The 23,106-nt window shown below is 29.3% G+C and carries 22 protein-coding genes and 1 tRNA gene; 12 read left to right on the forward strand and 11 right to left on the reverse strand.

The annotated features are described in order from the left end of the window. Window positions 1-2: 2 nt before the first annotated feature. The 4 genes from ACJJVO_RS12280 to ACJJVO_RS12295 all read right to left on the reverse strand — a co-directional run bounded on the left by ACJJVO_RS12280 (window position 3) and on the right by ACJJVO_RS12295 (window position 4,093). Window positions 3-914: a cation diffusion facilitator family transporter gene (locus ACJJVO_RS12280; protein WP_405574566.1), complete on the reverse strand. Its 912-nt coding sequence runs from the start codon at window positions 912-914 to the stop codon at window positions 3-5. Then, window positions 915-1,349, reverse strand: a complete 435-nt coding sequence (gene rpiB / locus ACJJVO_RS12285; protein WP_405574569.1) for a ribose 5-phosphate isomerase B — start codon at window positions 1,347-1,349, stop codon at window positions 915-917. It abuts the gene before it with no gap. A gap of 183 nt (window positions 1,350-1,532) precedes the next feature. Then, window positions 1,533-2,963: a T9SS type A sorting domain-containing protein gene (locus tag ACJJVO_RS12290; RefSeq protein WP_405574572.1), complete on the reverse strand. Its 1,431-nt coding sequence runs from the start codon at window positions 2,961-2,963 to the stop codon at window positions 1,533-1,535. Window positions 2,964-3,157: 194 nt separating this feature from the next. Continuing rightward, complete coding sequence (locus ACJJVO_RS12295; RefSeq protein ID WP_405574575.1) at window positions 3,158-4,093, reverse strand: T9SS type A sorting domain-containing protein; 936 nt, start codon at window positions 4,091-4,093, stop codon at window positions 3,158-3,160. Between the two features lie 656 nt (window positions 4,094-4,749). Between ACJJVO_RS12295 and ACJJVO_RS12300 the strand changes: the two genes are divergently transcribed. The 7 genes from ACJJVO_RS12300 to ACJJVO_RS12330 all read left to right on the forward strand — a co-directional run bounded on the left by ACJJVO_RS12300 (window position 4,750) and on the right by ACJJVO_RS12330 (window position 12,159). Further along, window positions 4,750-5,802 carry a T9SS type A sorting domain-containing protein gene (locus ACJJVO_RS12300; RefSeq protein ID WP_405574578.1) on the forward strand — a complete coding sequence of 351 codons (1,053 nt, stop codon included), beginning with the start codon at window positions 4,750-4,752 and terminating at the stop codon, window positions 5,800-5,802. Window positions 5,803-5,993: 191 nt separating this feature from the next. Further along, window positions 5,994-8,228 carry a ribonuclease R family protein gene (locus ACJJVO_RS12305; protein ID WP_405574581.1) on the forward strand — a complete coding sequence of 745 codons (2,235 nt, stop codon included), beginning with the start codon at window positions 5,994-5,996 and terminating at the stop codon, window positions 8,226-8,228. 105 nt (window positions 8,229-8,333) lie between these two features. After that, window positions 8,334-8,633, forward strand: coding sequence for a heavy metal-binding domain-containing protein (locus ACJJVO_RS12310; protein WP_405574584.1), 300 nt, complete (start codon window positions 8,334-8,336; stop codon window positions 8,631-8,633). Window positions 8,634-8,635: 2 nt separating this feature from the next. Continuing rightward, complete coding sequence (locus ACJJVO_RS12315; RefSeq protein WP_405574586.1) at window positions 8,636-8,872, forward strand: hypothetical protein; 237 nt, start codon at window positions 8,636-8,638, stop codon at window positions 8,870-8,872. An 8-nt stretch (window positions 8,873-8,880) separates the two neighbouring features. Beyond that, window positions 8,881-9,552, forward strand: coding sequence for a head GIN domain-containing protein (locus ACJJVO_RS12320; protein ID WP_405574589.1), 672 nt, complete (start codon window positions 8,881-8,883; stop codon window positions 9,550-9,552). 44 nt (window positions 9,553-9,596) lie between these two features. Next, the gene (locus tag ACJJVO_RS12325) at window positions 9,597-10,280 is read left to right on the forward strand and encodes a LysE family translocator (RefSeq protein WP_405574591.1); all 684 of its coding nucleotides are present in this window, start codon (window positions 9,597-9,599) and stop codon (window positions 10,278-10,280) included. Window positions 10,281-10,386: 106 nt separating this feature from the next. Next, window positions 10,387-12,159, forward strand: a complete 1,773-nt coding sequence (locus tag ACJJVO_RS12330) for a hypothetical protein (protein WP_405574594.1) — start codon at window positions 10,387-10,389, stop codon at window positions 12,157-12,159. A gap of 238 nt (window positions 12,160-12,397) precedes the next feature. Here ACJJVO_RS12330 and ACJJVO_RS12335 read toward each other — a convergent pair. From ACJJVO_RS12335 to ACJJVO_RS12345, 3 genes are all read right to left on the reverse strand, one after another. Then, window positions 12,398-12,468 (reverse strand) — tRNA-Cys (locus ACJJVO_RS12335). Between the two features lie 83 nt (window positions 12,469-12,551). Continuing rightward, complete coding sequence (folB, locus tag ACJJVO_RS12340; RefSeq protein ID WP_405574597.1) at window positions 12,552-12,914, reverse strand: dihydroneopterin aldolase; 363 nt, start codon at window positions 12,912-12,914, stop codon at window positions 12,552-12,554. A gap of 77 nt (window positions 12,915-12,991) precedes the next feature. Further along, on the reverse strand, window positions 12,992-13,192 hold the full coding sequence (locus ACJJVO_RS12345) for a zinc ribbon domain-containing protein (RefSeq protein ID WP_405574599.1): 201 nt from the start codon (window positions 13,190-13,192) through the stop codon (window positions 12,992-12,994). 155 nt (window positions 13,193-13,347) lie between these two features. Between ACJJVO_RS12345 and ACJJVO_RS12350 the strand changes: the two genes are divergently transcribed. The 4 genes from ACJJVO_RS12350 (at window position 13,348) to ACJJVO_RS12365 (ending at window position 17,759) form a co-directional block, all read left to right on the forward strand. Further along, window positions 13,348-15,351, forward strand: a complete 2,004-nt coding sequence (locus ACJJVO_RS12350) for a glutamine--tRNA ligase/YqeY domain fusion protein (RefSeq protein ID WP_405574602.1) — start codon at window positions 13,348-13,350, stop codon at window positions 15,349-15,351. A 77-nt stretch (window positions 15,352-15,428) separates the two neighbouring features. Beyond that, window positions 15,429-16,889 carry a carboxypeptidase-like regulatory domain-containing protein gene (locus ACJJVO_RS12355; RefSeq protein WP_405574605.1) on the forward strand — a complete coding sequence of 487 codons (1,461 nt, stop codon included), beginning with the start codon at window positions 15,429-15,431 and terminating at the stop codon, window positions 16,887-16,889. Window positions 16,890-16,969: 80 nt separating this feature from the next. Next, window positions 16,970-17,179, forward strand: a complete 210-nt coding sequence (locus ACJJVO_RS12360) for a hypothetical protein (protein ID WP_115815493.1) — start codon at window positions 16,970-16,972, stop codon at window positions 17,177-17,179. A 91-nt stretch (window positions 17,180-17,270) separates the two neighbouring features. Further along, window positions 17,271-17,759 (forward strand): DUF1761 domain-containing protein, encoded by a 489-nt coding sequence (locus ACJJVO_RS12365; RefSeq protein ID WP_405574608.1) that lies wholly within the window; start codon window positions 17,271-17,273, stop codon window positions 17,757-17,759. A 58-nt stretch (window positions 17,760-17,817) separates the two neighbouring features. Here the strand turns inward: ACJJVO_RS12365 and ACJJVO_RS12370 are convergent, their stop codons facing one another. Both ACJJVO_RS12370 and ACJJVO_RS12375 read right to left on the reverse strand, forming a co-directional pair. Further along, a complete protein-coding gene (locus ACJJVO_RS12370; protein ID WP_405574611.1) occupies window positions 17,818-18,333 on the reverse strand; it encodes a hypothetical protein in 516 nt (171 codons plus the stop codon). Further along, on the reverse strand, window positions 18,326-19,261 hold the full coding sequence (locus ACJJVO_RS12375; RefSeq protein ID WP_405574612.1) for an SPFH domain-containing protein: 936 nt from the start codon (window positions 19,259-19,261) through the stop codon (window positions 18,326-18,328). Before ACJJVO_RS12375 ends, ACJJVO_RS12370 begins: the two co-directional genes overlap by 8 nt. A 97-nt stretch (window positions 19,262-19,358) precedes the next feature. On the opposite strand from ACJJVO_RS12375, the gene ACJJVO_RS12380 reads away from it, so the two are divergent. Further along, window positions 19,359-20,036: a hypothetical protein gene (locus tag ACJJVO_RS12380; RefSeq protein ID WP_405574615.1), complete on the forward strand. Its 678-nt coding sequence runs from the start codon at window positions 19,359-19,361 to the stop codon at window positions 20,034-20,036. Window positions 20,037-20,082: 46 nt separating this feature from the next. Here ACJJVO_RS12380 and ACJJVO_RS12385 read toward each other — a convergent pair whose 3' ends face one another. Both ACJJVO_RS12385 and gltX read right to left on the reverse strand, forming a co-directional pair. Continuing rightward, on the reverse strand, window positions 20,083-21,066 hold the full coding sequence (locus ACJJVO_RS12385; protein ID WP_405574618.1) for an SGNH/GDSL hydrolase family protein: 984 nt from the start codon (window positions 21,064-21,066) through the stop codon (window positions 20,083-20,085). Window positions 21,067-21,150: 84 nt separating this feature from the next. Beyond that, window positions 21,151-22,665 carry a glutamate--tRNA ligase gene (gltX, locus tag ACJJVO_RS12390; RefSeq protein ID WP_405574621.1) on the reverse strand — a complete coding sequence of 505 codons (1,515 nt, stop codon included), beginning with the start codon at window positions 22,663-22,665 and terminating at the stop codon, window positions 21,151-21,153. Between the last annotated feature and the right edge of the window lie 441 nt (window positions 22,666-23,106).

Genomic DNA, 23,106 nt, shown 5'->3' on the forward strand with positions numbered 1-23,106 from the left:
AGTTAATCTTGTACAATGACCTCTTTTGGATCTTCTTTATTAAACTCTGGTTGAATGGTGACATGATTAATATTAAATTCATCATGTAAGACAGTTTCAATATCTAAAAGTAAATCATTAAATTCTGTAGTAGCAATGTCTTCTTTTAAGTCTAAATGGGCTTCTAAGTGCAACTCATCGTCACTTAAATTCCAAATATGTACATGATGTAGTTTACTAACCTTTGGTAGTTTATTAACTGCCCTTACAACTTCTTTAATATTAATATCATCTGGTGTAAACAACATGAGCATTTTTGTAGATGTCTTTAGTAAATCATAACCCACCCAAATTAAATATAATGCAATTAATAAGGTTAATAAACTATCTACCCAAAACAGTTGATAGTATTTCATTAATAAACCACCAATTAATACTGCAACACTTGCTAACATATCTGTAAGTAAATGCAGATAAGCAGAACGCATATTAATATTATTTTTAGCATCTTTTCTTAATAATAAAACGCTTAGACCATTACCTATAATGGCAACAACGGCTAACAAAATAACTAAACCAGATTCTATTTCTTGTGGATTTTTAAAACGTTTTACAGCTTCAAAAATTAAGATTACTGCCACAATAATTAACGTACTAGCATTAATAAAAGCAGCTAAAATTTCGGCACGTTTATAACCAAAAGTTCTATTAATAGATGCTTTTTGTTTTGACAATTTAGCAGCAACATAACTAACTATTAAAGAAATAACATCGCTAAAATTATGTAAAGCATCACTGAGTAATGAAAGACTGCCAGAAACAAAACCACCGATAACTTGAGCTACTGTAATAACAATATTTAGTAGTATTGAAATTAAAAGCTTTTGACCTTTTAAGTCTTTAGTATTATGTGAATGGTTATGTGAATGACTCATTTAACATGATAATGGAATCTTATCTATACGGTTTTGATGACGACCACCTTCAAATTTAGTTTCTAAAAAGGTATCCACCATTTTAATGGCTTGCGGAATTGATGTAAAACGTGCAGGAATACATATAATATTAGCGTTATTATGCAAACGTGTTAGTTCTGTAATTTCATTTGTCCAACATACACCTGCTCTTACGTGCTGATATTTATTTGCTGTCATGGCAACTCCATTTGCACTACCACAAATTAAAATACCAAAATCTACTTTTTTAGCCTCAACATCTTTAGCTACAGGATGTACAAAATCTGGATAATCTACACTGTCTAATGTATCTGTTCCATAATTATTAATTGTATAACCTTTAGCTTCTAAATGTTTTACAATGGCAAATTTGTAATCTGGTCCTGCGTGATCATTTCCTATTGAAATATTCATCAATTTAAAATTTTAAATGGTTTCTGTAAAAGTAGAAATCTCGTTAATTTTTGAAATACAAAGTTACAAATAATTAAAGTTGGTTAGTAGAAAGACCATTTACTTTTTAATAAGTCTTTAAAACTAAAAACCCTGAGAAATTTCTCAGGGTTTTTAAAGTTTAAAATAAATAAGGTATAAATTTTATTTCACTAGTTTTCTTGTAAAACTACCTTTTTCAGTGGTAATTTGTACTAAATACATCCCGCTTTCTAAATGACTTGTATTAATAGTAGTAGCATTAGATCTTAAGACAAGTTTACCTGATATATCAAATAAGTTAACTTCTCTTAATATATCACTATTATTTAGTTTTATTAACAATTCATTTTTAATTGGATTTGGACCAACATAAACTTCAGATGCATTAAATTCTGTATCACTTAATGGAGCACTACAATTTGCACTATAAGAACAATTAGCATCTTTTTCCCAATCAACATAGATACCTGTACCTGCATTTGCTGCTGCTCCATCTAATACCGTAATACAAGTTAAATCAATTGTATTTACAGAAGTTAAACTGGTTAAATTGATATTAAAACTAACATCTAAACTACTAATTAAAGTACCATTGATATTTAATAATGACAATGATATATTATTACTAACATTTAAAGCTGTGACATTACTATTAGATATATCTAAAGTTGTTAATGAATCAAAATCTTCAATACCAGTTAAGTCAACAACAGTTGTATTGCTTAAATCTACTAACTCTACATTTTTAATATTAGCAGTAGGTACAAAATTATCTAATACTCCAGAATCATAACCTTCATCAATTAAGTATTGCTCAAAAACATCGTCTGGTACAAAAGTTTCTTCACATGATTCACTATAATTACAATCAGCATCTTTTTGCCATTGAGAATAATTACCTGTAGCAGACGTTGCAGCTAATTCATCAGCGACAGTAATACAATACAAGTTTTGAGTATTTGAAGATTTAAATGAAGTTAATACTGTATTAGTACTTAAATCTAAACTACTTACTGGAGTGTTAACAACAGATAAAAAAGTTAAAGCTGTATTTGTACTCACATCTAATAAGACAATTGACGTTTCAGAAATACTTAAAGATGTTAAAGCTGTATTTAAACTTACATCTATACTAGTAATATTTGTATTAGAGATATATAATTCAGTTAAGGCTAAATTAGTACTTACATCTAATCTGTTTAATAAAGTATTATCAACATATAAATTAGTTAAAGCGCTGTTAGCTGTTAAATCTAAACTACTTATTGCAGTATCATAAGCATTTAAATTTGTTAATTCTGTGTTTGCACTTACATCTAAATTAAGTATTAACGTACCAGAAACATTTAAAATGTTTAATGCTTCAAAATCTGCTATACCTGTTAAATCAGTAACATTTTTACCATTTAAATTTACAGTGGTTACATTAGAAATATTAGATGTTAATACATAATTATCTAAAACCGTGTCATAACCTTGGTTTATTAAATACTCTTCAAAAATATCATCTGGAACATAAGTTTGTTGAGCATAAGAATTGTTTAAAAATAATACACTAAATAAAAGTGACGAATAAAGTAATTTTAGTTTCATAATTGTAGATTTTTATAAATTAATAGATTTGGAATCTGATACAATGATATATCAAGTTTTTTGAATAACAATACAGTGGGTTTTTCATCGATTTTTATAGCAAAAAAAAACTGTAAATCGGTTTTTTAAGTATTTTATAGTCATAACTAATTAACTAGTAGACTATTAAAAACTAATAATTAATAACAGTGTTATTATGATTTTACCAGTTTTAAATTAAATTCACCTCGATTTGTTGTTATTTTTACCAAGTATATACCCGATGCTAAATGGTTGGTAAAAACAGTTGTATTTGTAGATTTAATAATTTGTTTTCCAGAAATATCAAATAAGCTTACTTCCTTTAAAACATCATTATTATTTAATACGATTTGTAATTCATCTTTAATGGGATTTGGACCAACATAGATATCTGTGATATTAAAATCCGAATTACTTAAACTACAGCTTTCACTATAATACGTAGTTTCATCTTTTTCCCAATCTTCATATATACCTGTTCCTGCAGTTGCCGCCATTTCATCTATAACAGTAATACAAGCCAAATTTGGTGTATTATTAGCTAATAAGAAATCTAAGGCTGCACTATTGGTAACATTTAAATTACTAAGATTGGTTTGAGATACATTTAAATAATTTAATAAGGTATTATTACTAATGTCTAATTCACTTATAGATGTACTAGCAATACTTATATAATCTAATGATGTATTATTACTCACATCTATATTGCTTATTAACGTATTATAAATATTTAGATACTCTAGTGCTGTATTATTACTTAGATTTATATTACTAATGGAAGTATTCCAAGCATTCAAATTAATTAAAGCTGTGTTTGAATTGATATTTACACTATTTAGTAAAGTGTTTTCTGATATATCTAAAGTAACTAGTGCTGTAAAATCTTCTATTCCGGTTAAGTCACTAACACCTTTAGCACCAAGATCTATTTCGGTGATATTAATGATATTATTTGTTAATACATAATCATCTAAAACTGTGTCGTAACCTTGGTCTATTAGATACTGTTCTAAAACATCATCTGGTACATAGGTTTGTTGAGCATTAGAATAATTTAAAAATAATACACTAATCACAAACGATAAATAAAGTAATTTTGATTTCATAATTGTAGGTTTTATTAAATAATAAATTTGGAATTCGATACAATTATATATCAAGAATTTTGATTATCAGTTAATTACGTTTTTCATCGATTTAAAAAGCAAAAAAAAACTACATATCGGTTTTTTTTGTAGTTAATAGTTCTATTCAGTTATTGGGATAACTATGATAACATAACTCATAACTTGTTAATAAGTGTTCACAAGTCTTTAAAACTAAAATTAGGTTTATTCAGTTATTTTTCTAAACCAAAATTGGATCGTCATAACCTAATTAGTTAGCACTTTTTTTAAAATAAGTTATCAAACTAAAAAGTTGTGAAATGAACAGTATTTTCAAAAATACATATCATCTAATTCTATTAACATCGGTTATTAACAACTGTTAATAGCTTTTTAATTTAGCTTTAAAATGAAGTAGTTATATGTAAATTTAATGTTAACTAAAATGTTGTAAAATGTAAACTATGATTAATCAAAATAAAAATTCAAAAAGTTATAGCCACTATTAACATACTATAATAACCATTATTTTATTTTTTAAATTTTAAAAGAAAAATGATTATATGTATATATATGTTGATAACATCGTTTTTAAGCTTTAATTCTTATTCTGAATTAAAAATATAGTTACTTTATACGTTCAAAAATTTCGTGCTATGAAAAACAAAATACTCTCTTCTATAGTATTACTATTTGCAAGTGTTAATCTATTTTCTCAAACATTTATACCAGATGATAATTTTGAGCAAGCATTAATAGATGCAGGCTATGATACAGTTTTAGATAATTATGTAACAACGGCTAATATTAGTGCAGTAACCACATTAAATGTAAGATATAAAGATATTTTAGATTTAACTGGTATAGAAGATTTTACGTCGTTAATTGATTTAGATTGTTCTAATAATCCTAATCTAGGTAATTTTGATATCAGTAATAATTTAAATTTAATACAGTTACACACTAATTATACTAATATAAATAGCTTAGATGTAAGTAGTAATGTTTTACTAGATTTTTTGTCTTGTGGAGGTAATAGTAATTTAACGAGTCTAAATGTAAGTTTTAATACCAGTTTAGTTTTTCTTTTTTTTTTCGAAACCAATATTAGTAGTATTGATTTATCTGCAAATACAGCTTTAGTATGGTTAGATTGTAATACTACTAACTTAAGTAGTTTAGATCTAAGTACTAATATAAATTTGAATAGATTATACTGCCAAAATACTAGTTTAACAAGTTTAGATTTTAGTAATAATAGTATGCTAGCAGAATTATATTGTATTAATAATACTGATTTAAGCAGTCTGAATTTAAAAAATGGTAATAACACTAATATTACTTTTTTCAATGCTACTAATAATCCAAATTTAACGTGTATAGAAGTAGATGATGTTGCGTATAGCAATGCTAATTGGCCAGATAAAGATATCATTGCTTCTTATAGCAATGATTGTGATAATCTAAGTATTTCTGAAGCAATAAATATTAATTTTAATTTGTACCCAAACCCAGTAAAATATCAATTTACTATTCAACTAGAAAATAATACAGAATTAAAAAATGTTACTATTTATAATAATTTAGGTCAACTCGTACTAACTTCAAAAAAATATGTTATTAAAACTTCAAGTTTAACTTCTGGTTTATATTTTATAGAGATACAAACAACAAAAGGAAAAGGGTCTAAAAAGTTAATAATAGACTAGTTTTAATACTATGCTTTTCACTTAAAACACTTTAAAATTTACAGTGCTTTTGCATTAATTTAACGTTCTATAAACACCATTAAAAAATTAAAACGTAACTTTGTATAAACTTAATAACCTCTCTTCGCCTTAATTAAGTTTTAAATTAGAATTCCTATCACTTATAGGAAATGAATATGATTACAAATTAAATGACAAAAAAGAAACACAGGAAACCTTCACATAACAAGATTTCCAACCTTACAAATACAATTCTTAGTATTTTAAAAAAAGAAAGAAACTCAACTTTTAATTACAAACAAATTGCAGCTAAACTAGGCGTTAATGATGCTAGTAGTCGCAATCAGATTATAAAGAAACTTCAACAACTTAAAGCAAAACAAGAGATTGAGGAAGTAGATCGTGGTAAATTTAAAGCTATAGTAAATACAGAATATCATATAGGTATTTTAGATTTAGCTGCTAAAGGAAACGGTTATATTATTTGCGATGATTTTGAAGAAGACGTATTTATAGCTTCAAACAATATTAATAAAGCTTTAAATGGTGACGAAGTAGAATTTTACGCTTATAAAAGACGCCATAGAGGCAAACAAGAAGGAGAAATTACCAATATTATTAAACGTGCTAAAACGGAATATGTTGGTACTATTCAAATCCACGATAAAAAAGGATTTGCTTTTGTAGTTGCTGATAGTAATAAAATGTACACTGATATTTTTGTACCTATCAACAAAATAAATAAAGCAGAAGATGGTGATAAAGTATTGGTTTCTTTAGAAGATTGGCCAGAAAAGGCAGATTCTCCAAACGGTAAAGTTATTGAAGTACTTGGTAAACCAGGTGAACATGGTACTGAGATTAACGCTATTATGGCAGAGTATGGATTACCAATGGAGTTTCCTCACGAAGTTGAAGCATACGCTAACAATATAGATTTAGAAATTAAACCCGAAGAAATAGCTAAGCGTAGAGATATGCGTAAAGATCTAACCTTTACCATAGATCCTAAAGACGCTAAAGATTTTGATGATGCCTTATCCTTTAAAGTTTTAGATAACGGTTTATACGAAATAGGAATACACATTGCAGATGTCTCGCATTATTTGCAACCAGGAACCGTTTTAGATGACGAAGCTTATGAGCGTGCAACGTCAATTTATTTAGTAGATAGAGTAGTGCCAATGTTACCAGAAATTTTATCTAATGGAGCCTGTTCATTACGTCCACACGAAGAGAAATATACATTTTCTGCAGTGTTTCAAATGAATGAAAAATGCGAAATTAAAAACGAATGGTTTGGTAGAACAGTAACCTATTCTGATGCACGTTTTGCTTATGAAGAAGCACAAGCTATTATAGAAAATAATCCTGGATTGTTTACTAAAGAAGGAATGGCTGACATTGATACTACAATTCCGACCGAAGTTTCTTTAACAGGTAAAGAATATAAAACATCTAATGATATTGCTTTTGCGGTATTAAAAATGAATGAATTAGCTCGTAAAATGCGAAATGCACGTATGCGAGATGGTGCCATTTCTTTTGATAAAGTTGAAGTTAAATTCGATTTAGATAAAGAAGCAAACCCAGTTGGTGTTTTCTTTAAAACCAGCAAAGATTCTAATAAATTGATTGAAGAATTTATGTTATTAGCTAACAGAAAGGTGTCAGAATTTGTTGGTAAACAAAAGAAAACCTTTGTGTATCGTGTGCACGATGAACCTAATGATGAAAAACTAGCACAACTTCAAACAGTTGTAGCACGTTTTGGACATAAATTAAACTTTAAGGACAAAAACAATATTGCGTCTTCATTAAACAATTTATTAAAAGATGTTGTTGGTAAAAAAGAACAAAATTTAGTAGATACATTAACGATTAGAACGATGTCTAAAGCCGAATATACCACGCAGAATATTGGTCATTACGGTTTAGCTTTTGAGTATTACAGTCACTTTACATCGCCAATTCGTCGTTATCCAGATGTTATGGCACATCGTTTACTACAGCGTTATCTTGATGGTGAAAAATCAGCTAACGAAGAAGTGTATGAAGAACGTTGTAAACATTCTAGCAACATGGAATATTTAGCAACTAAAGCAGAGCGAGATTCTATTAAATACATGCAAATTCGTTTTATGCAAGATCATCAAGACGAGGAGTTTTTGGGTGTTATTTCTGGCGTTACAGATTGGGGAATTTATATAGAAATTATTTCTAACAAATGTGAAGGTATGGTAAGTGTTAGAGATATGAAAGATGATCACTATCAGTTTGACCAAGACCAATATGCTATGGTGGGTAAAAAATCTAGTATTATGTATCAGCTTGGAGATGAAGTTATTGTAAAAGTTAAAAATGCAGATTTAACCAAGAAACACCTTGATTTTTATATGGTTGGGAAGCCAGAAGTAGTTAATTAATAATAACAGTTCTCATTTTATTGAAGTTGTATTAAAATTCATTGAAAGCGAATAGAATTGTAACTTTACAGTATCAAAAACTACTAATAAGAAAATATTAAGAATATGATACTTACAACAACCAATTCCATAGAAGACCATAAAATAATAGACTATTTAGGTATTGTAACAGGTGTTGCAATGAATAAAGAAGCGTTGTCTATGGGTTTTAGTATGTCTAAATATTATACTAAAATACAGAACAGTATAGAAGCTGTTAAAGAAGAAGCATTTCAAACTTTACAAAATAATGCAGCAAAATTAAATGCAAATGCTGTAGTTGGTATTAAAGTTGAAATAGAACTTACAACGCATAATTATGCTATGGTTTCAGTAACAGGAACAGCAGTAAAAGTTGCCGTTTAATTATGAAGACATCTACAAAAGCAAGCATCTACGTTTTTATAATATTCTTTGTAACTTATTTGGTAATAAGATTCGGAATTCAATTGGTTTACAGTGATATTAACAGGTATTTACTAACAGCAATTTCTGCTGTAATAACGGTGTTATTATCACCACAAAGACGTATTGTTAAAAAACGTTCTGGAGACGAAATTCAACTCAAATGGTTGTTTAGTAATAAAGTAATTACCTTAAAATAAATTTTAAAATGAAAAATTGTTTTTTATTCATCCTCTTTACTTTAGGTCTTGTGGTAAATGCTCAAGAGTCTATAGACAAAACAGTAGGTGAATTTTCTACCGTAAAAGTATATGATTTAATCCATGTTAAAATGATTGAATCTGATGAAAATAAAGTTGTTATAACTGGAAAAAACAAAAAAAATGTTGAAGTCGTAAATAAGAATGGAAAACTTAAAATACGAATGAATCTAAAGGAGAGTTACGATGGTAATGATACCGTTGTAATGCTTTACTATACTAAAGTAGATAAGATTGATACAAATGAAGGAGCAAAAGTAACTGTAAACCAATCTATAAAACAATACGAAATAGATCTCAGTGCACAAGAAGGATCAGAAATTAATGCAATCTTAAATACTACTTATGCCAATTTTAAAGCAGTTACTGGTGGTATTATTAATGTCTCTGGAAATTCAAAAAATCAAGATATTTCAATTTTTACAGGCGGAAGTTTTAATGGTAAAGATTTTATTACCGAAAAAACGGATGTAAAAATTAATGCAGCAGGTGAGGCTTATATTCATGCTACGGAATCTGCAAATATTAAAATTAAAGCAGGTGGAAACGTTTATGTTTACGGTAAACCTAAACAAGTTGATGAAAGTACCGTTTTAGGAGGTCGAATAAAACATATGTAAATTGAGCTGAGTTTCTTACATTTGTGTAAACTGCAAGATTTTACATGTTAGACGATATCTTAACAGCCATTCCGTTCGGAATTATTTTAGCCTTCACCATTGGTCCTGTCTTTTTTGTATTATTAGAAACTAGTGTAACCAAAGGTATTACTAGTGCTATTATATTCGATCTTGGCGTTATTTTCGCAGATGTCGTATTTATTTTAGTCATTTTTAAAAGCACAGATTCACTATTAGATAAAATAAAAGACGATCCAAAACTCTTGGTTTTTGGTGGTGTTTTATTGGTTATTTATGGTCTTATTAGTTTTATAAAAACCTCAAAATCTTTTCGGTCTATAGTAAGAGAACACCATAGAATTGTACTTCCTAAAAAAGATTATGGAAAGCTTTTTATCAAAGGATTCTTACTCAATTTTATCAATATTGGTGTACTTCTAGGTTGGTTAGGTTTTATAGTTATTGGGACTTCTATTACAACATCAGAAAATGGTGTTACCATCTTTATTGTAACCATGTTGGTGTCTTATTTTTTAGCTGATCTTGTTAAAATAGCAGCAGCAAAACGACTTAAAAATAAACTTACTCCAAGACGTATTTTTAAGACTAAGAAAATAGTGTCTTTAGTGATCTTAGTCTTTGGTGTTATTCTATTAAGTCAAGGTCTTTTTCCTGAACTTTATGAAAAAGGGATTGAACAGATAGAGCGTGTTAATCCAATAGATTAAACATTTCTATAGATTTTATAGACGTATAAAATATGTACTGAAGTTATTTTATAATATTATTAGTAAATTCAACACCATTGTATTTATTTTTAAAATAAGTTATAGAATGATATATAGACTACTGCTTGTATTTTTTTTAGTTTCCTTTTTTAGTATTAGCGCTCAAACGACTAATAGTACTGGTGAATTAAAAGAAATTGCATTCTCAGAACTTATTAGTGAGTTAACTAACGGTAAAGATTCTATTTTTTCTCTTAAAAATGCCATCGTTAAATTTGATAAAGAAAATAGTGAAAGGTATAGTCTTATTGAATATAGATTTAGAGACAAAAAATATCCAATAGATACCATTCATATTCATAAAACTATCAATTTTGATAATGTTCATTTTGATAAAAATCAAACTGTTTATAATTACGCTTTTATTAATTTTCACTTTTATAAATCTATAAGTATCAATAATACTTCTGATATCATATTTTTTAATTGTCAGTTTGACAGCTCTATTTCTCGTAGTTCTGATGTTACCTACTTAAATAATAATAATTTATTTTGGGTTGAAGACTGTACGTTTAATTCAAAGGTAGATATCGATGATTTAGGGGATAATGAACAGCTTAGTTTATACATATCTAATAATACTTTCAATGCTTTAGGACCTGATAATTATTCAGAAGCGTTTGCTAAACCATTATTAAGAATTACCATTTCAGGAGCTACACTTGATTTTAGTAAGAATATTATTAATTATAATAATGCAGCGTTTAATATTAGTACTTTAAATACCACTGAAGTTTATTTTCAAAAGAATAAGATACAATCTAAATTTTGGAACTACTTATATTTAGATAATGCGGATAAGTTATCATTTGATAATAATACCATTGAGTCTGATTTACTTTTTGGTATTGATAAATTGAAAACTGAATATGAAATGCAATGGCCTATAAGTGAAAATAAAATAATTCCTGCTAATTATATAATTTATAATCAAGGAAATATAGGAAATATTATTAATAAAACATTCGACTCACTTTATACTAACAGTAGAGTTACAGATGAATCGTATTATAAAAATGAATTGACTCTGCTTAGTAAATTTCATTCTTATTTTAAAGATTTTCACGATAGGCAGTCGGCAAATGATGTATATATCAAAATAAAGCATTTAGAAACGGAACGATTAGAACATCTTTACAAAGAGGATAAATCATTTAAAAACTACTTTGAAATGATTGTCAATCGGTTTTTAGAACGGTTTTCAGATTACGGAACAAGTCCATCTAAAATAGTCATATCTTCTTTTAAAATTATTTTACTTTTTGCCTTTTTATTTTTGTTTTCCACTAATTCTTGGAATAAAATTGACCTTAGTAGATATAATAAAGGCATAGAACAATCCATTAATTATTTTACATCAGATGCTACTATTTTGAAGGCATACGAGATAGATGAAAATAAAATCCTTCAAAATTCTAACACAAAAGAAGCATTAGTTAAGAGTAAAAATCATATACCTAAAGTGTTTTCATTTTTTTCGCTGTTATTTATCAACACGCAAACGAAACTGATAGAAATTAAATTGTCATTTTGGAACTATCTTAACGTTATAAAGAATAGCTGGCATGAGCTATCGTCAATTAAAAAAATAATTTATAGTGCTTTTATAGGATTTATAATACTTGGATATTTACTCATAAAAGTACTATCTATCTTATTTAATGCGCTAACACTTAGTATTAATTCATTTACTACCTTAGGTTTTGGAGAAATTCCTATTAAAGGAATTGGTAGGTATTTAGCAATTGTAGAAGGCTTTATTGGTTGGATCTTTCTAACCTTATTCAGTGTGACTCTAATCTCTCAAATATTAAGTTAGATTAATAAAACACCTTATAGAAGTTGAAATTTTTGAAGTTACTAAAGCGATAAGGTTTAAATCTTGTAACCATTAATTTATAATTTCTTAAAATTTGAAAGATAAAAAAGCCCTAACATACATTGAAGGTTTTTTAAGGTCATTAAACGTTAGGATTTGAACCGCGTATCTATTAATCTAAATTTTAATAAAATTTTAAAAATAAAAAAGCCTCTAAGAAAACTTAGAGGCTTTTTTGAGGTGTCGAGCGGATTCGAACCGCTGTAGATGGTGTTGCAGACCACTGCCTAGCCACTCGGCCACGACACCCTATTTTACTAGTAAACTAGGAATCTCATTAATTTAATGAGAGCGCAAATATAAAAATTATATATGTTATAGCCTAAATAGGCTTACTTTTTTCGCTTTTTAGACATTTTTATGGTAACCATCTCAACATCACCACCTATTGGTGGATTAATTTTACTCACAGCAACCGTTGCTTTAGTAATTAATGAGTCTTCATTAAAAATACGGTCTAAAATACGTTGAGCAACCGTTTCTAATAACTTAGATGGTATGGCCATTTCTTCTCTAACCACTTTATTTAAGAATACATAATCTACAGTATCGCTTAATTCATCAGATTTTGAAGACTTTTTTAAACTCGCCTTTACTTCTAAATCAACTCTATAATCACTACCAATAGCTGTTTCTTCTTTTAAACAACCATGATTAGCAAAGACTCTTATATTTTCAACTTTTATTATTCCCATAATTCAAAAGTAATATTTCTTAATGAATATTAATCAGTTTATAACTATATGCTTCATGAGTTTAGTTGAAGAAATAATTAATTTGTAAACAAATCAAAAATATTACTTAATGCACTTGTTTTAGCTTTATAGAATTCGGTATACGTGCACTTTTTACAAGTTACTGATGTAAATTTTTTGTTCTGAATATCGAAGATTTTAGAAAACGTACCACCAGTGGCTCTCATTTGATCAACGCTACAAGTTGTATTATCGCATTTTGGACATTTATAATTCATAATTTTATAAGATAATTGGTTTATACTATCAGTCTAAAAAGATAAATAAATGTTACATTTTGTTTAATTTTACCAACTGGAATAATGATGTTAGGATTTATTGTTGTGTATACATTTTACACAACAGCTATTTGCCAACAGCTAATACCTAAAAGATGTCAGAAGATACAAGAGCACTCAATTTTATTGAGCATATTATAGAAGAAGATTTAGCGAATGGTTTATCTAAGGATAAGCTAAGATTTCGTTTTCCACCAGAACCTAATGGGTATTTGCACATTGGACATACTAAAGCTATTGGAATTAGTTTTGGGCTAGGAGAGAAGTACAATGCACCTGTTAATTTAAGGTTCGATGATACCAATCCTGCCAAAGAAGAGCAAGAGTATGTAGATGCTATTAAAAAAGATATCGCTTGGTTAGGTTATCAATGGGAAAATGAATTGTATTCGTCAGATTATTTTCAGAAGTTATACGATTGGGCTATTCAAATGATAAAAGATGGCAAAGCTTATGTAGATTCTCAATCTTCTGAAGTGATGCGTGAACAAAAAGGAACACCAACACAAGTAGGTACCAATAGTCCGTATAGAGATCGTAGTATTGAAGAAAATTTGGAATTGTTTGAAGGTATGAAAGCCGGAAAATTCCCAGCTGGCACACATTTATTGCGTGCTAAAATTGATATGGAAGATCCAAATATGTTAATGCGAGATCCAATTATGTATCGTATTATGTATGCACATCATCATAGAACTGGTGATGATTGGTGTATTTATCCAATGTACGATTGGACGCATGGAGAAAGTGATTACTTAGAACAAATATCACATTCATTATGTTCGCTTGAGTTTAAACCTCATAGAAAATTGTACGATTGGTTTAGAGATAATGTCTACGAATACAGTAAGGATAATTATCCGTTGCCACCTAAACAGCGCGAATTTGCACGTTTAAATTTAAGTTATACCATAATGAGCAAGCGTAAATTATTGCGTTTGGTAGAAGATGGTGTTGTTTCTGGTTGGGACGATCCACGTATGCCAACCATTTCTGGTTTGCGTCGTCGTGGTTATACACCAAATTCTATTCGTAAATTTATTGAAAAAGTAGGTGTAGCTAAACGCGAAAACGTCATTGATGTTTCATTATTGGAATTCTGTATTCGTGAAGATTTAAATAAAACGGCTAATCGTGTAATGGCTGTTTTAGACCCAATAAAAGTGGTGATTACTAATTATCCTGAAGATAAAGAGGAATGGTTAGAGGCAGAAAATAACCAGGAAGACGAATCTGCTGGATTTAGAAAAGTACCTTTTTCTAGAGAGATTTATATAGAAAGAGAGGATTTTAAAGAAGAAGCCGGAAATAAATTTTTTAGACTGAAATTAGGTGGTGAGGTTCGTTTAAAAAATGCTTATATCATAAAAGCAAATGAGGTTAGAAAAGACCAAAATGGAGATATTCTTGAAGTACAATGTACCTATGATGAAGATACCTCAAAAAAAGTAAAAGGAACATTACATTGGGTATCTATAAAACATGCTATTACAGCAGAAATTAGAGAGTACGATCGTTTGTTTAATGACGAAGCACCAGACAGTCATGGTGATAAAGATTTTATGGAATTTTTAAACCCTAATTCGCTAACTATTAAAACAGGTTATTTAGAACCAAGTTTAGCAGATGTCAAGGTAGGAGAGCAGTTTCAGTTTCAACGTTTAGGCTATTTTAATGTGGATGATGATTCTACTGCTGATAAATTAGTATTTAATAAAACAGTTGGTTTAAGAGATAGTTGGGCTAAGCAAAAGCCAAAACCTCAAAGTAATCAAAACCAGAATAAGCCACAGCAACAGAAACGTTCTGCGATAAGCGTTATTCAACAATTTGGTAAAAAATACACCAATTTACCAGAAGAAAAGCAACTAAAAACTAAAACAGAGATACAAGAGTTAGCTAAAGATGTCACTTACGATGAATTAGAGCCGTTATTTGGCACTGCAGTAAAAAAAGCAGGTACACGTGTCGCTACTTTAATTGCGTTAAAAGTATTGCTTAAAAATGGCTTAGAACGAAACGAAGCGATAGATGAATTCATTGAAAAAGCAAAAGAAGATAAAAATGCCATTTTAGTTACTGAAGCTTCAGATCTTTAATTTTAAAAATAAGGTTTTGAATTTAAAGTTGGTTTATTATATGTAGTTTAGTGCATACCAACTTTAGATTCAAAACTATGAAACAGCTTACCTTTATTTTATTTTTTATTAGTACTACTGTTTTTAGTCAGACTATTACTGGCAAAATAGTAGATACTAATGATAATCCAATTCCTTATGTTACGCTACAAATTGGTCCCAATTATGGAGTTATAACTAATGAAGAAGGTGTCTTTACACTAGAAACTGATAATTTTTCTGATTTAGAAAAAGTATCAATTTCATGCTTAGGTTATAAATCATTAGAATTTCAACTCTCAACGTTTACAAAACAAACTTATGTTTTAGAAGATTCTATAAGTGAGCTTTCAGAAGTATTTATTACTAATAAAATCCTTTCTATTGAAGAAATTTTAGCAAATGTGAGAGCTAATGTTTCAAAGAACTATGCCAAAGGTGAAAGGCAAACCGTTTTTATGAGAGAAAGTAGTAATTTTAAACTCAAAGATTTTGGCTTTGATGTTGAAAAATCTTCTAATTTCAATAAATCAACAATTAAAGAGATTAATAGAAATTTTGAAGAGATGAGCAAAGGTATCGTCAATAGCAATTCTAATCAATTTGAAGATACTTTGTTAGATCTTTTACATACTGCAGATAGTACACAATCTCATATTATTAAAGCAACTAAATTAGTTAACATAGATAAAGATTTATCTACCGGAGCTGTAAATGGTAAAATGATTAAAAGTGTGCTTAATGTTTTAGATTCTTCGGCAACTTATAAGTTGAAAACTGGTTTATTTACATTAGAAGATTCCCTTAAGGTAGGTAAAGTTTTTAAAGATGAAACCAATTCTAAAACCGGAAAAACTAGTACTATTAACAATACAGTAGCAAATATTATAAAGAATAATTCATTAAGTGAAAACTCAAAACTAGAATTTATTTTTGAAGATAAAGGTTATGACTATTCAATAGATGGTATAAGTTATATAAATGAGGATGCTACATACAATATAAGTTTTAAACCCAATAAGCGTTCTGCTAAATATGAAGGTAGAATGTATATTAATACTTCAGATTTTGCAGTAGTTAAATTAGAATATCAATTTGCAGAAGATAGAACGGGTCAAAAAGTAAATATGAAACTATTGTTGGGTATTAAATTTGAAGAAAATGCCTATCGTTCTACTGTAATTTTCAAAAGGAATGAAAATGATATTTACGACTTATATTTTATTAGTCAAGAAAATGGAAACTACGTATATCTTAACAGATCTCTTAAATTTATCAGAAATAATACAGCAGAACAAAAAGATAAGCAGCATTTAAAATTGGATATAATGATCGAACAAGATTATAAAGCGAAAAGAGAATTATTTTTTATCGATCATAATCCTTTAGCAAATGCTTCAGAGTTCACAGTTACCGAGGAATATCCTATTACATATTTGTTAAAATATGACGCTTCCATCTGGAAAGACTATAGTGTCCTAAGTCCAGTTCAAGACATTATAAATTATAAAACGGATTAATATCATTTTTAGGTTTTAACAATGCTTTGAGATAATTTGAGCTTAAAAATGCTTATGTTAAGGTTAAACACTTAGAAATTATGAATTTACCTCAGAAAATACTTGCAGAAATCTCAGTTGTAACTAGAGATATAGAAGAAAATTATCCAGAACTTCAACAACATTTAGATGAAACTTGGAGTACATTACCTCATGGATCTAATGACAGTAATAGCTTAAATGAAAAGGATTTGAAAAATTATTTAAACGAATTAAAAGCGATAAGAGATAAGTACAAAGAAGAACATTAGGCAAATAATAGTTCAACAAAAACCTCATAATTAATAGTTATGAGGTTTTTTTGTACTTTTAATTCTAACTAACTAATACACTACAAATAATATGGAATTACCTATTAACCCAATCGCCATTCCTATTGCAGCTGTAGCAGCTTTATTTATTGGAGCGCTGTGGTACAATCCTAAATTTGGATTTGGAATTGCTTGGATGCGAGAATCTGGTATGACAGAAGAACGCATTAAAAGCGGAAACATAGCCATTATTTTTGGACTTGCTTTATTATTTGCAGCTATGCTAAGTTTATTATTAATGCAATTTACAAACCATCAATGGGGAGCTTTCGGTATGGTAGGTGGAGATCCTACAGGTGCAGAGCCATCTTTTGAAGCTTTTATGGCAGATTACGGAAATAAGTTTAGAACATTTAAACACGGAGCTTTACATGGAACTATTTTTGGTGTACTTGGTGCACTTCCTATTATAGGAACTATAGCTCTTTTTGAGCGTAAAAGTGCGAAGTATATCTTTATAAATGCTGGATATTGGATTGTTACTTTAGCGGTTATGGGAAGTATTCTTTGTGGCTTATAAAAAATAAAAAACCCTTGAAAATATAATTTTTCAAGGGTTTTTAGAGTTTAAAATGTAATTATATTTTTTCTACTTTCATATCGTCTTCTGGAATTTCAAGACTAGTTTCAAAATTTGGAAGTATCTTATCAACTAAAGCTTCATTTTTTAGTTGTTTTGCTTCTACAAACCACCAATGTTTATCAGTTTCATTGTAAATGCCTAAAAGATAACTTTTAGAAGATATACGTTGTCCAGACATTTGCATTTGATTGTATCCTTCAACCACACATCGTGATTGACCTTGTTCTGTTACAATATCAGAAACACCAATGATATCTGCTTTTTCAAATACAAAACCTTGTGATTTCATACCTTCAAAAGTTGATTTAATAACTTGTAAAGCATTATCTTTTCCTCCCATCATATCTAAAACTGATGGAAGTGTATGCTTTAGAACAGTTTCAAAATCCATATCTAATGTGGCTTTTGATGTTGTTTTGGCATCTTTTAATGCATCTGTTTTAGACTGTGAAAAAGCAGTAATGCTAGTCGCTATAAAAAGTAATAGCGCTATTTTTTTTAATTTATTCATTATCATTCTTTTTTTTGTTTTTATTCGCTTTCATGGCTTCACCAATTTGATTACTTGCTGTAAAACTTGCTACCATGTCGTTTAACATCTGGCTTCCAGCCTGTGGTGAGTTTGGTAATAATATTAAGTTACTATTGGTTTCTTGTCCAATAGCTTGTAAAGTATCGTAATGTTGTGTTACTACAATAAGCGCAGAGGCTTCTTGCGAGTTAATACCAACTCTATTTAAAACGTCTACAGATTCTTCTAAACCACGAGCAATCTCACGTCTTTGGTCTGCAATACCTTGTCCTTGTAAACGCTTACTTTCTGCTTCTGCTTTAGCTTTTTCTACAATTAATATTCTTGCAGCATCACCTTCAAATTGAGCAGCTGTTTTCTCTCTATCAGCAGCATTAATTCTGTTCATTGCAGCTTTTACTTGCGCATCAGGATCAATATCAGTTACTAAGGTTTTAATAATATCAAAACCATAATCAGACATGGCATCGTTTAATTCTGCTTTTACGGCTAAGGCAATATCATCTTTTTTAACAAAAACGTCATCTAATTTCATTTTTGGAACTTCAGCACGTACCACATCAAAAACATAAGATGTAATTTGCTCATGCGGATAATCTAGCTTATAAAAGGCATCATACACCTTATCTCTAATAACTTTATATTGTACAGAAACCTTAAGACGTACAAATACATCATCTAAAGTTTTGGTTTCAATTATAACATCTAATTGCTGAATTTTTAAACTCATTTTTCCAGAAATTTTGTCTATCAGTGGAATTTTGAACTGTAATCCAGATTGTCTAATACTTTGAAATTTACCAAAGCGTTCTATAATTGCAGCGGTTTGTTGTTTCACTACAAAGAAGGCTGAAATAACAACAACAGCTACAAAAAATATAATGGGTACTAGAATAATTTTATCCATATCAGGTTTGTTTTAAGGTTAAAAAATACGAGACTCTAAAAGTAAGTTATTTTAAATTATTTTACTTAGGTTTGTGTATATCAGCTTATATAATCGAATGAAAAACACGAAATCTTATCTATTAGTCGCTATTTGTATCGCATTTGTTACAATTAGTTACGGACAACGCAAAAGCTATAAAATTAAAAACGGTATTGGTCTTCAAGGTGGAGTTACACAATTCGATATTCTTACAGATAATTTTAAAACCAAAGCGAGTACAGGATTTATTGGAGGTATGTCTGCTTCTGTAGACTTACCTCACAAATGGTATAATGTGAGTTATAATATTCAATTATCTGAAAGTAAAGTAGATATTGATGCTTTTCAACTTGGAAGCTTGTCTAATGAGTTTGTTGAATACAAAGTATTTGCTGCTGATATTTCTTTTTTACTTCATGTTAAATTAATCAGCAATAATTTCACTTTAGATGTTGGTCCAATGCTACAGTATAATAGTGAATTAGAACTTAGCGATGATGATAAAGAAGGCTATATTGTAAGTGGCTATGATACCTTATTAACTGAAGATATTAGGGATATTACAAACTTTAATGTTAATGGTGCAATTGGATTAACTTTAGGTGTAAGACGTTTGTTTATTAGAGCGCAATACATTTATGGTTTTACAAATATGCTGGGTAATCTTAATAAACAAGATCTTAATATTAGAAATAGTGATAAGTTTAAGGGTAATCAATCTTTAATGGCTTTAACATTAAATATTACGTTGTAACTGTCATTTCGAGGATGAAGGACGTGGCAATCTAAGGTTTAAATATTTACTGATTCAATAGCTTATCAATGGCTAAATCTAATTTATCTACTTCCATTTTAGTTGGAGAAATAGAATCCCATTTTATAGTCTCACCGTTTTTAGTGTAACCCACATAATTTCGCCAACCTTCAGAACGTAATTCACGTCTTTTGCAAACTAAATTATAAAGCGAATCTGTTTTTAAAAACGCGATTTCAGTCACTGGATTCTCAATAGAAATTGTTGGATAGAAATCTTTTAGAATCGTTTGAGCCATATATAAATGCCCAATTTTATTAGGATGAACACCATCTGGAATAAACGTGGAATCCGATTTTATTCGTTTTACATCGTCTAAAAGTGAATCTAAAGGATGATGTAAATCTACAACTTGAAGGTCATCAGTTTCAATACTCAACAACCAATTAGCATAAGCCTCTAAGACATCATTATACTTATAGTATGGATGCCAATATTCATGTTTTTCACCGTCTTTAGATACACGTTCTGCAATAGGATTTGGGTCAAAAATAGTTGGTGTCATCAAAATTAATTGAGCACCAATGCCTTCAACTTTAGTTTTTAATTCTGAAATGCCAGTTTTATATTCTTGAAATCTAAGGCTATCTAGAGGATGATAATTTCCATCATTCATCCCATAACAGGCAATAACAACATCTGGTTTAATTTCGGCTAGAGCATTATTTAATCGTGCTCTAACATTTGGTCTAGGATAATCTCGTCCGTCTTCTGATGTCCCAGAAATTGTTTCACCAGATAAGCCTATACTGATAATATCTAATTGATTATCAGTATATTGCTTACGTATATAATATTCTATAAAGTCTACATAATGACCATGCTGCGTAATACTATTACCTAAAATTAATACACGTTTATTGTGTAATGGTAATTCTACAGTAGCTGTTGGTAATTCTGCTTTTTTTTCACTTTTACAAGATGTGGTTAAACTTAGGATAAACACTAAAATGAAAAAATAAGACTTCATAAATTCAAAATTTTAAGTATAATTTTTATCACATGTATTGTCCCTTTGAGGGGACTTTAGGGGTGTTTTTATATTTAAAATAAACTAAATCTGTTTGATTAAATTCTCGATACGACTAACAGTTTCAGCTTTACCAATCATATACATAATATCAAAAACATCTGGTCCTTGTAATGCACCAACGAGAGCAAGTCTTAATGGCATCATTACTTTACCAAAACCAATTTCGTTATCAGTAATCCAACCTTTAATGTTGGTTTGAAGATTTTCAACTGTAAAGTCATCAGTAGCATTAACAAGTTCAATAACTTTAGTCATCACATCAGCTGTTCCTTCTTTCAACGCTTTTTTAGATGCTTTTTCATCATAAGACGTTGGAGCTGTAAAAAAGAAATGAGATAAATCCCAAAAATCACCAACAAACGTGGCACGTTCTTTTATTAAACCAACAACCAACGCAATATAGTTAACATCAATGTCTACTAATTCTGGTTTAGAAGCTTTAAATTGTTCAGCCAAATCTAAATCTAATTGCTGTTGCATATACTGATGATTAAACCACTTGGTTTTATCTGGGTCAAAACGTGCGCCAGCTTTATTTACTCTCGCTAAGTCAAAATCAGCAACCAATTGCTCTAAACTAAAAATCTCTTGTTCTGTTCCTGGATTCCATCCTAAAAAGGCTAAGAAATTTACAACTGCTTCTGGGAAATAGCCATCTTCTTTATAACCTCTAGAAACCGTTCCGTCTGGTGCTGTATATTCTAAAGGAAATACAGGAAAGCCCATTTTATCGCCATCACGTTTGCTTAATTTTCCTTTTCCTGTTGGTTTTAAAATTAGCGGTAAATGCGCAAATTCAGGAGCATCCCAACCAAAGGCATTATATAATAATTGATGTAATGCTAAAGATGGTAACCATTCTTCACCACGAATTACATGTGTAATTTCCATTAAATGGTCATCCACAATATTTGCTAGATGATAGGTTGGCATACCATCACTTTTAAACAATACTTTATCATCTAAAACATTGGTATCAATTTTTATATTTCCACGAATTATATCTGTGAGCTGTAACGTTTCATCTTGAGGCGATTTAAAACGAATTACATAATCATCACCAGCGTCAATTTTAGCTTTCGTTTCAGCTTCAGTTAAAACCAAAGAGTTAACCAAGCGTCCTTTTTCACGATTGTGCCAATTATAGATAAACGTTTTCCCTTCAGTTTCATGGCCTTTTCGTTCTGCATCTAATTGTTCTGCTGTATCAAAAGCATAATAAGCGTTTCCGCTTGCGATTAAATCATCAGCATATTGTTTGTATAAATGTTTGCGCTCACTTTGTCTGTAAGGACCAAATTTTTCGTTCTTTCCTGGACCTTCGTCAAAAGGCATTCCACACCAATCTAAAGATTTAATGATGTAATCTTCAGCACCTTCAACATAACGGTTTTGGTCTGTATCTTCAATTCTAAGAACAAAATCACCACCATGTTTTTTGGCAAATAAATAGTTGAATAAAGCGGTTCTTACACCACCAATATGTAAAGGTCCTGTTGGACTTGGTGCAAAACGCACACGTACTTTTTTAGACATAATTGTATATTAAAGCACAAAGATAGTTTGATAGATTTTTAGAACAAAGAAAATAAGCAGTTGTTAAGTTTTTCCGTATTTAAGCGTTAATTCTTCTATATTAACAGAATCTTATTAGTTTTCAACTATTTTCGATTAAAATAAAATCGTAGTTTAGTCAGTTGATATTAGTGAAGAGTTGTGGGTTGGTAGTAGTTGGAAAAGTCAAACCTCAATAATTAGCATCGGAAGGTTTAAATTTTATTGAATTGAAATTTCACTAAAAGTACAGCAAAAGCCTATAAAGTGTCATAGTTCCGACATAGTCGGACACAACGATTTTCAGAAATAATGAGTAATAATCATCGTTGATTTATTAAATCAACGATGGAACACTAGATTTTATAAATAAATATAATTAGTAATGCATCAACGAATGGTGCTTGCAATTTCCTAACAAAT

The organism is Winogradskyella sp. Asnod2-B02-A, assembly GCF_045063645.1.
In the GTDB taxonomy this organism is placed as follows: Bacteria; Bacteroidota; Bacteroidia; order Flavobacteriales; family Flavobacteriaceae; genus Winogradskyella.

Bases quoted from the DNA above. Each gene is read 5' to 3' on its own strand.
- ACJJVO_RS12280 (WP_405574566.1), bottom strand. From the start codon at position 914: ATGAGTCATTCACATAACCATTCACATAATACTAAAGACTTAAAAGGT.
- rpiB (WP_405574569.1), bottom strand. From the start codon at position 1,349: ATGAATATTTCAATAGGAAATGATCACGCAGGACCAGATTACAAATTT.
- ACJJVO_RS12290 (WP_405574572.1), bottom strand. From the start codon at position 2,963: ATGAAACTAAAATTACTTTATTCGTCACTTTTATTTAGTGTATTATTT.
- ACJJVO_RS12295 (WP_405574575.1), bottom strand. From the start codon at position 4,093: ATGAAATCAAAATTACTTTATTTATCGTTTGTGATTAGTGTATTATTT.
- ACJJVO_RS12300 (WP_405574578.1), top strand. From the start codon at position 4,750: ATGAAAAACAAAATACTCTCTTCTATAGTATTACTATTTGCAAGTGTT.
- ACJJVO_RS12305 (WP_405574581.1), top strand. From the start codon at position 5,994: ATGACAAAAAAGAAACACAGGAAACCTTCACATAACAAGATTTCCAAC.
- ACJJVO_RS12310 (WP_405574584.1), top strand. From the start codon at position 8,334: ATGATACTTACAACAACCAATTCCATAGAAGACCATAAAATAATAGAC.
- ACJJVO_RS12315 (WP_405574586.1), top strand. From the start codon at position 8,636: ATGAAGACATCTACAAAAGCAAGCATCTACGTTTTTATAATATTCTTT.
- ACJJVO_RS12320 (WP_405574589.1), top strand. From the start codon at position 8,881: ATGAAAAATTGTTTTTTATTCATCCTCTTTACTTTAGGTCTTGTGGTA.
- ACJJVO_RS12325 (WP_405574591.1), top strand. From the start codon at position 9,597: ATGTTAGACGATATCTTAACAGCCATTCCGTTCGGAATTATTTTAGCC.
- ACJJVO_RS12330 (WP_405574594.1), top strand. From the start codon at position 10,387: ATGATATATAGACTACTGCTTGTATTTTTTTTAGTTTCCTTTTTTAGT.
- folB (WP_405574597.1), bottom strand. From the start codon at position 12,914: ATGGGAATAATAAAAGTTGAAAATATAAGAGTCTTTGCTAATCATGGT.
- ACJJVO_RS12345 (WP_405574599.1), bottom strand. From the start codon at position 13,192: ATGAATTATAAATGTCCAAAATGCGATAATACAACTTGTAGCGTTGAT.
- ACJJVO_RS12350 (WP_405574602.1), top strand. From the start codon at position 13,348: ATGTCAGAAGATACAAGAGCACTCAATTTTATTGAGCATATTATAGAA.
- ACJJVO_RS12355 (WP_405574605.1), top strand. From the start codon at position 15,429: ATGAAACAGCTTACCTTTATTTTATTTTTTATTAGTACTACTGTTTTT.
- ACJJVO_RS12360 (WP_115815493.1), top strand. From the start codon at position 16,970: ATGAATTTACCTCAGAAAATACTTGCAGAAATCTCAGTTGTAACTAGA.
- ACJJVO_RS12365 (WP_405574608.1), top strand. From the start codon at position 17,271: ATGGAATTACCTATTAACCCAATCGCCATTCCTATTGCAGCTGTAGCA.
- ACJJVO_RS12370 (WP_405574611.1), bottom strand. From the start codon at position 18,333: ATGAATAAATTAAAAAAAATAGCGCTATTACTTTTTATAGCGACTAGC.
- ACJJVO_RS12375 (WP_405574612.1), bottom strand. From the start codon at position 19,261: ATGGATAAAATTATTCTAGTACCCATTATATTTTTTGTAGCTGTTGTT.
- ACJJVO_RS12380 (WP_405574615.1), top strand. From the start codon at position 19,359: ATGAAAAACACGAAATCTTATCTATTAGTCGCTATTTGTATCGCATTT.
- ACJJVO_RS12385 (WP_405574618.1), bottom strand. From the start codon at position 21,066: ATGAAGTCTTATTTTTTCATTTTAGTGTTTATCCTAAGTTTAACCACA.
- gltX (WP_405574621.1), bottom strand. From the start codon at position 22,665: ATGTCTAAAAAAGTACGTGTGCGTTTTGCACCAAGTCCAACAGGACCT.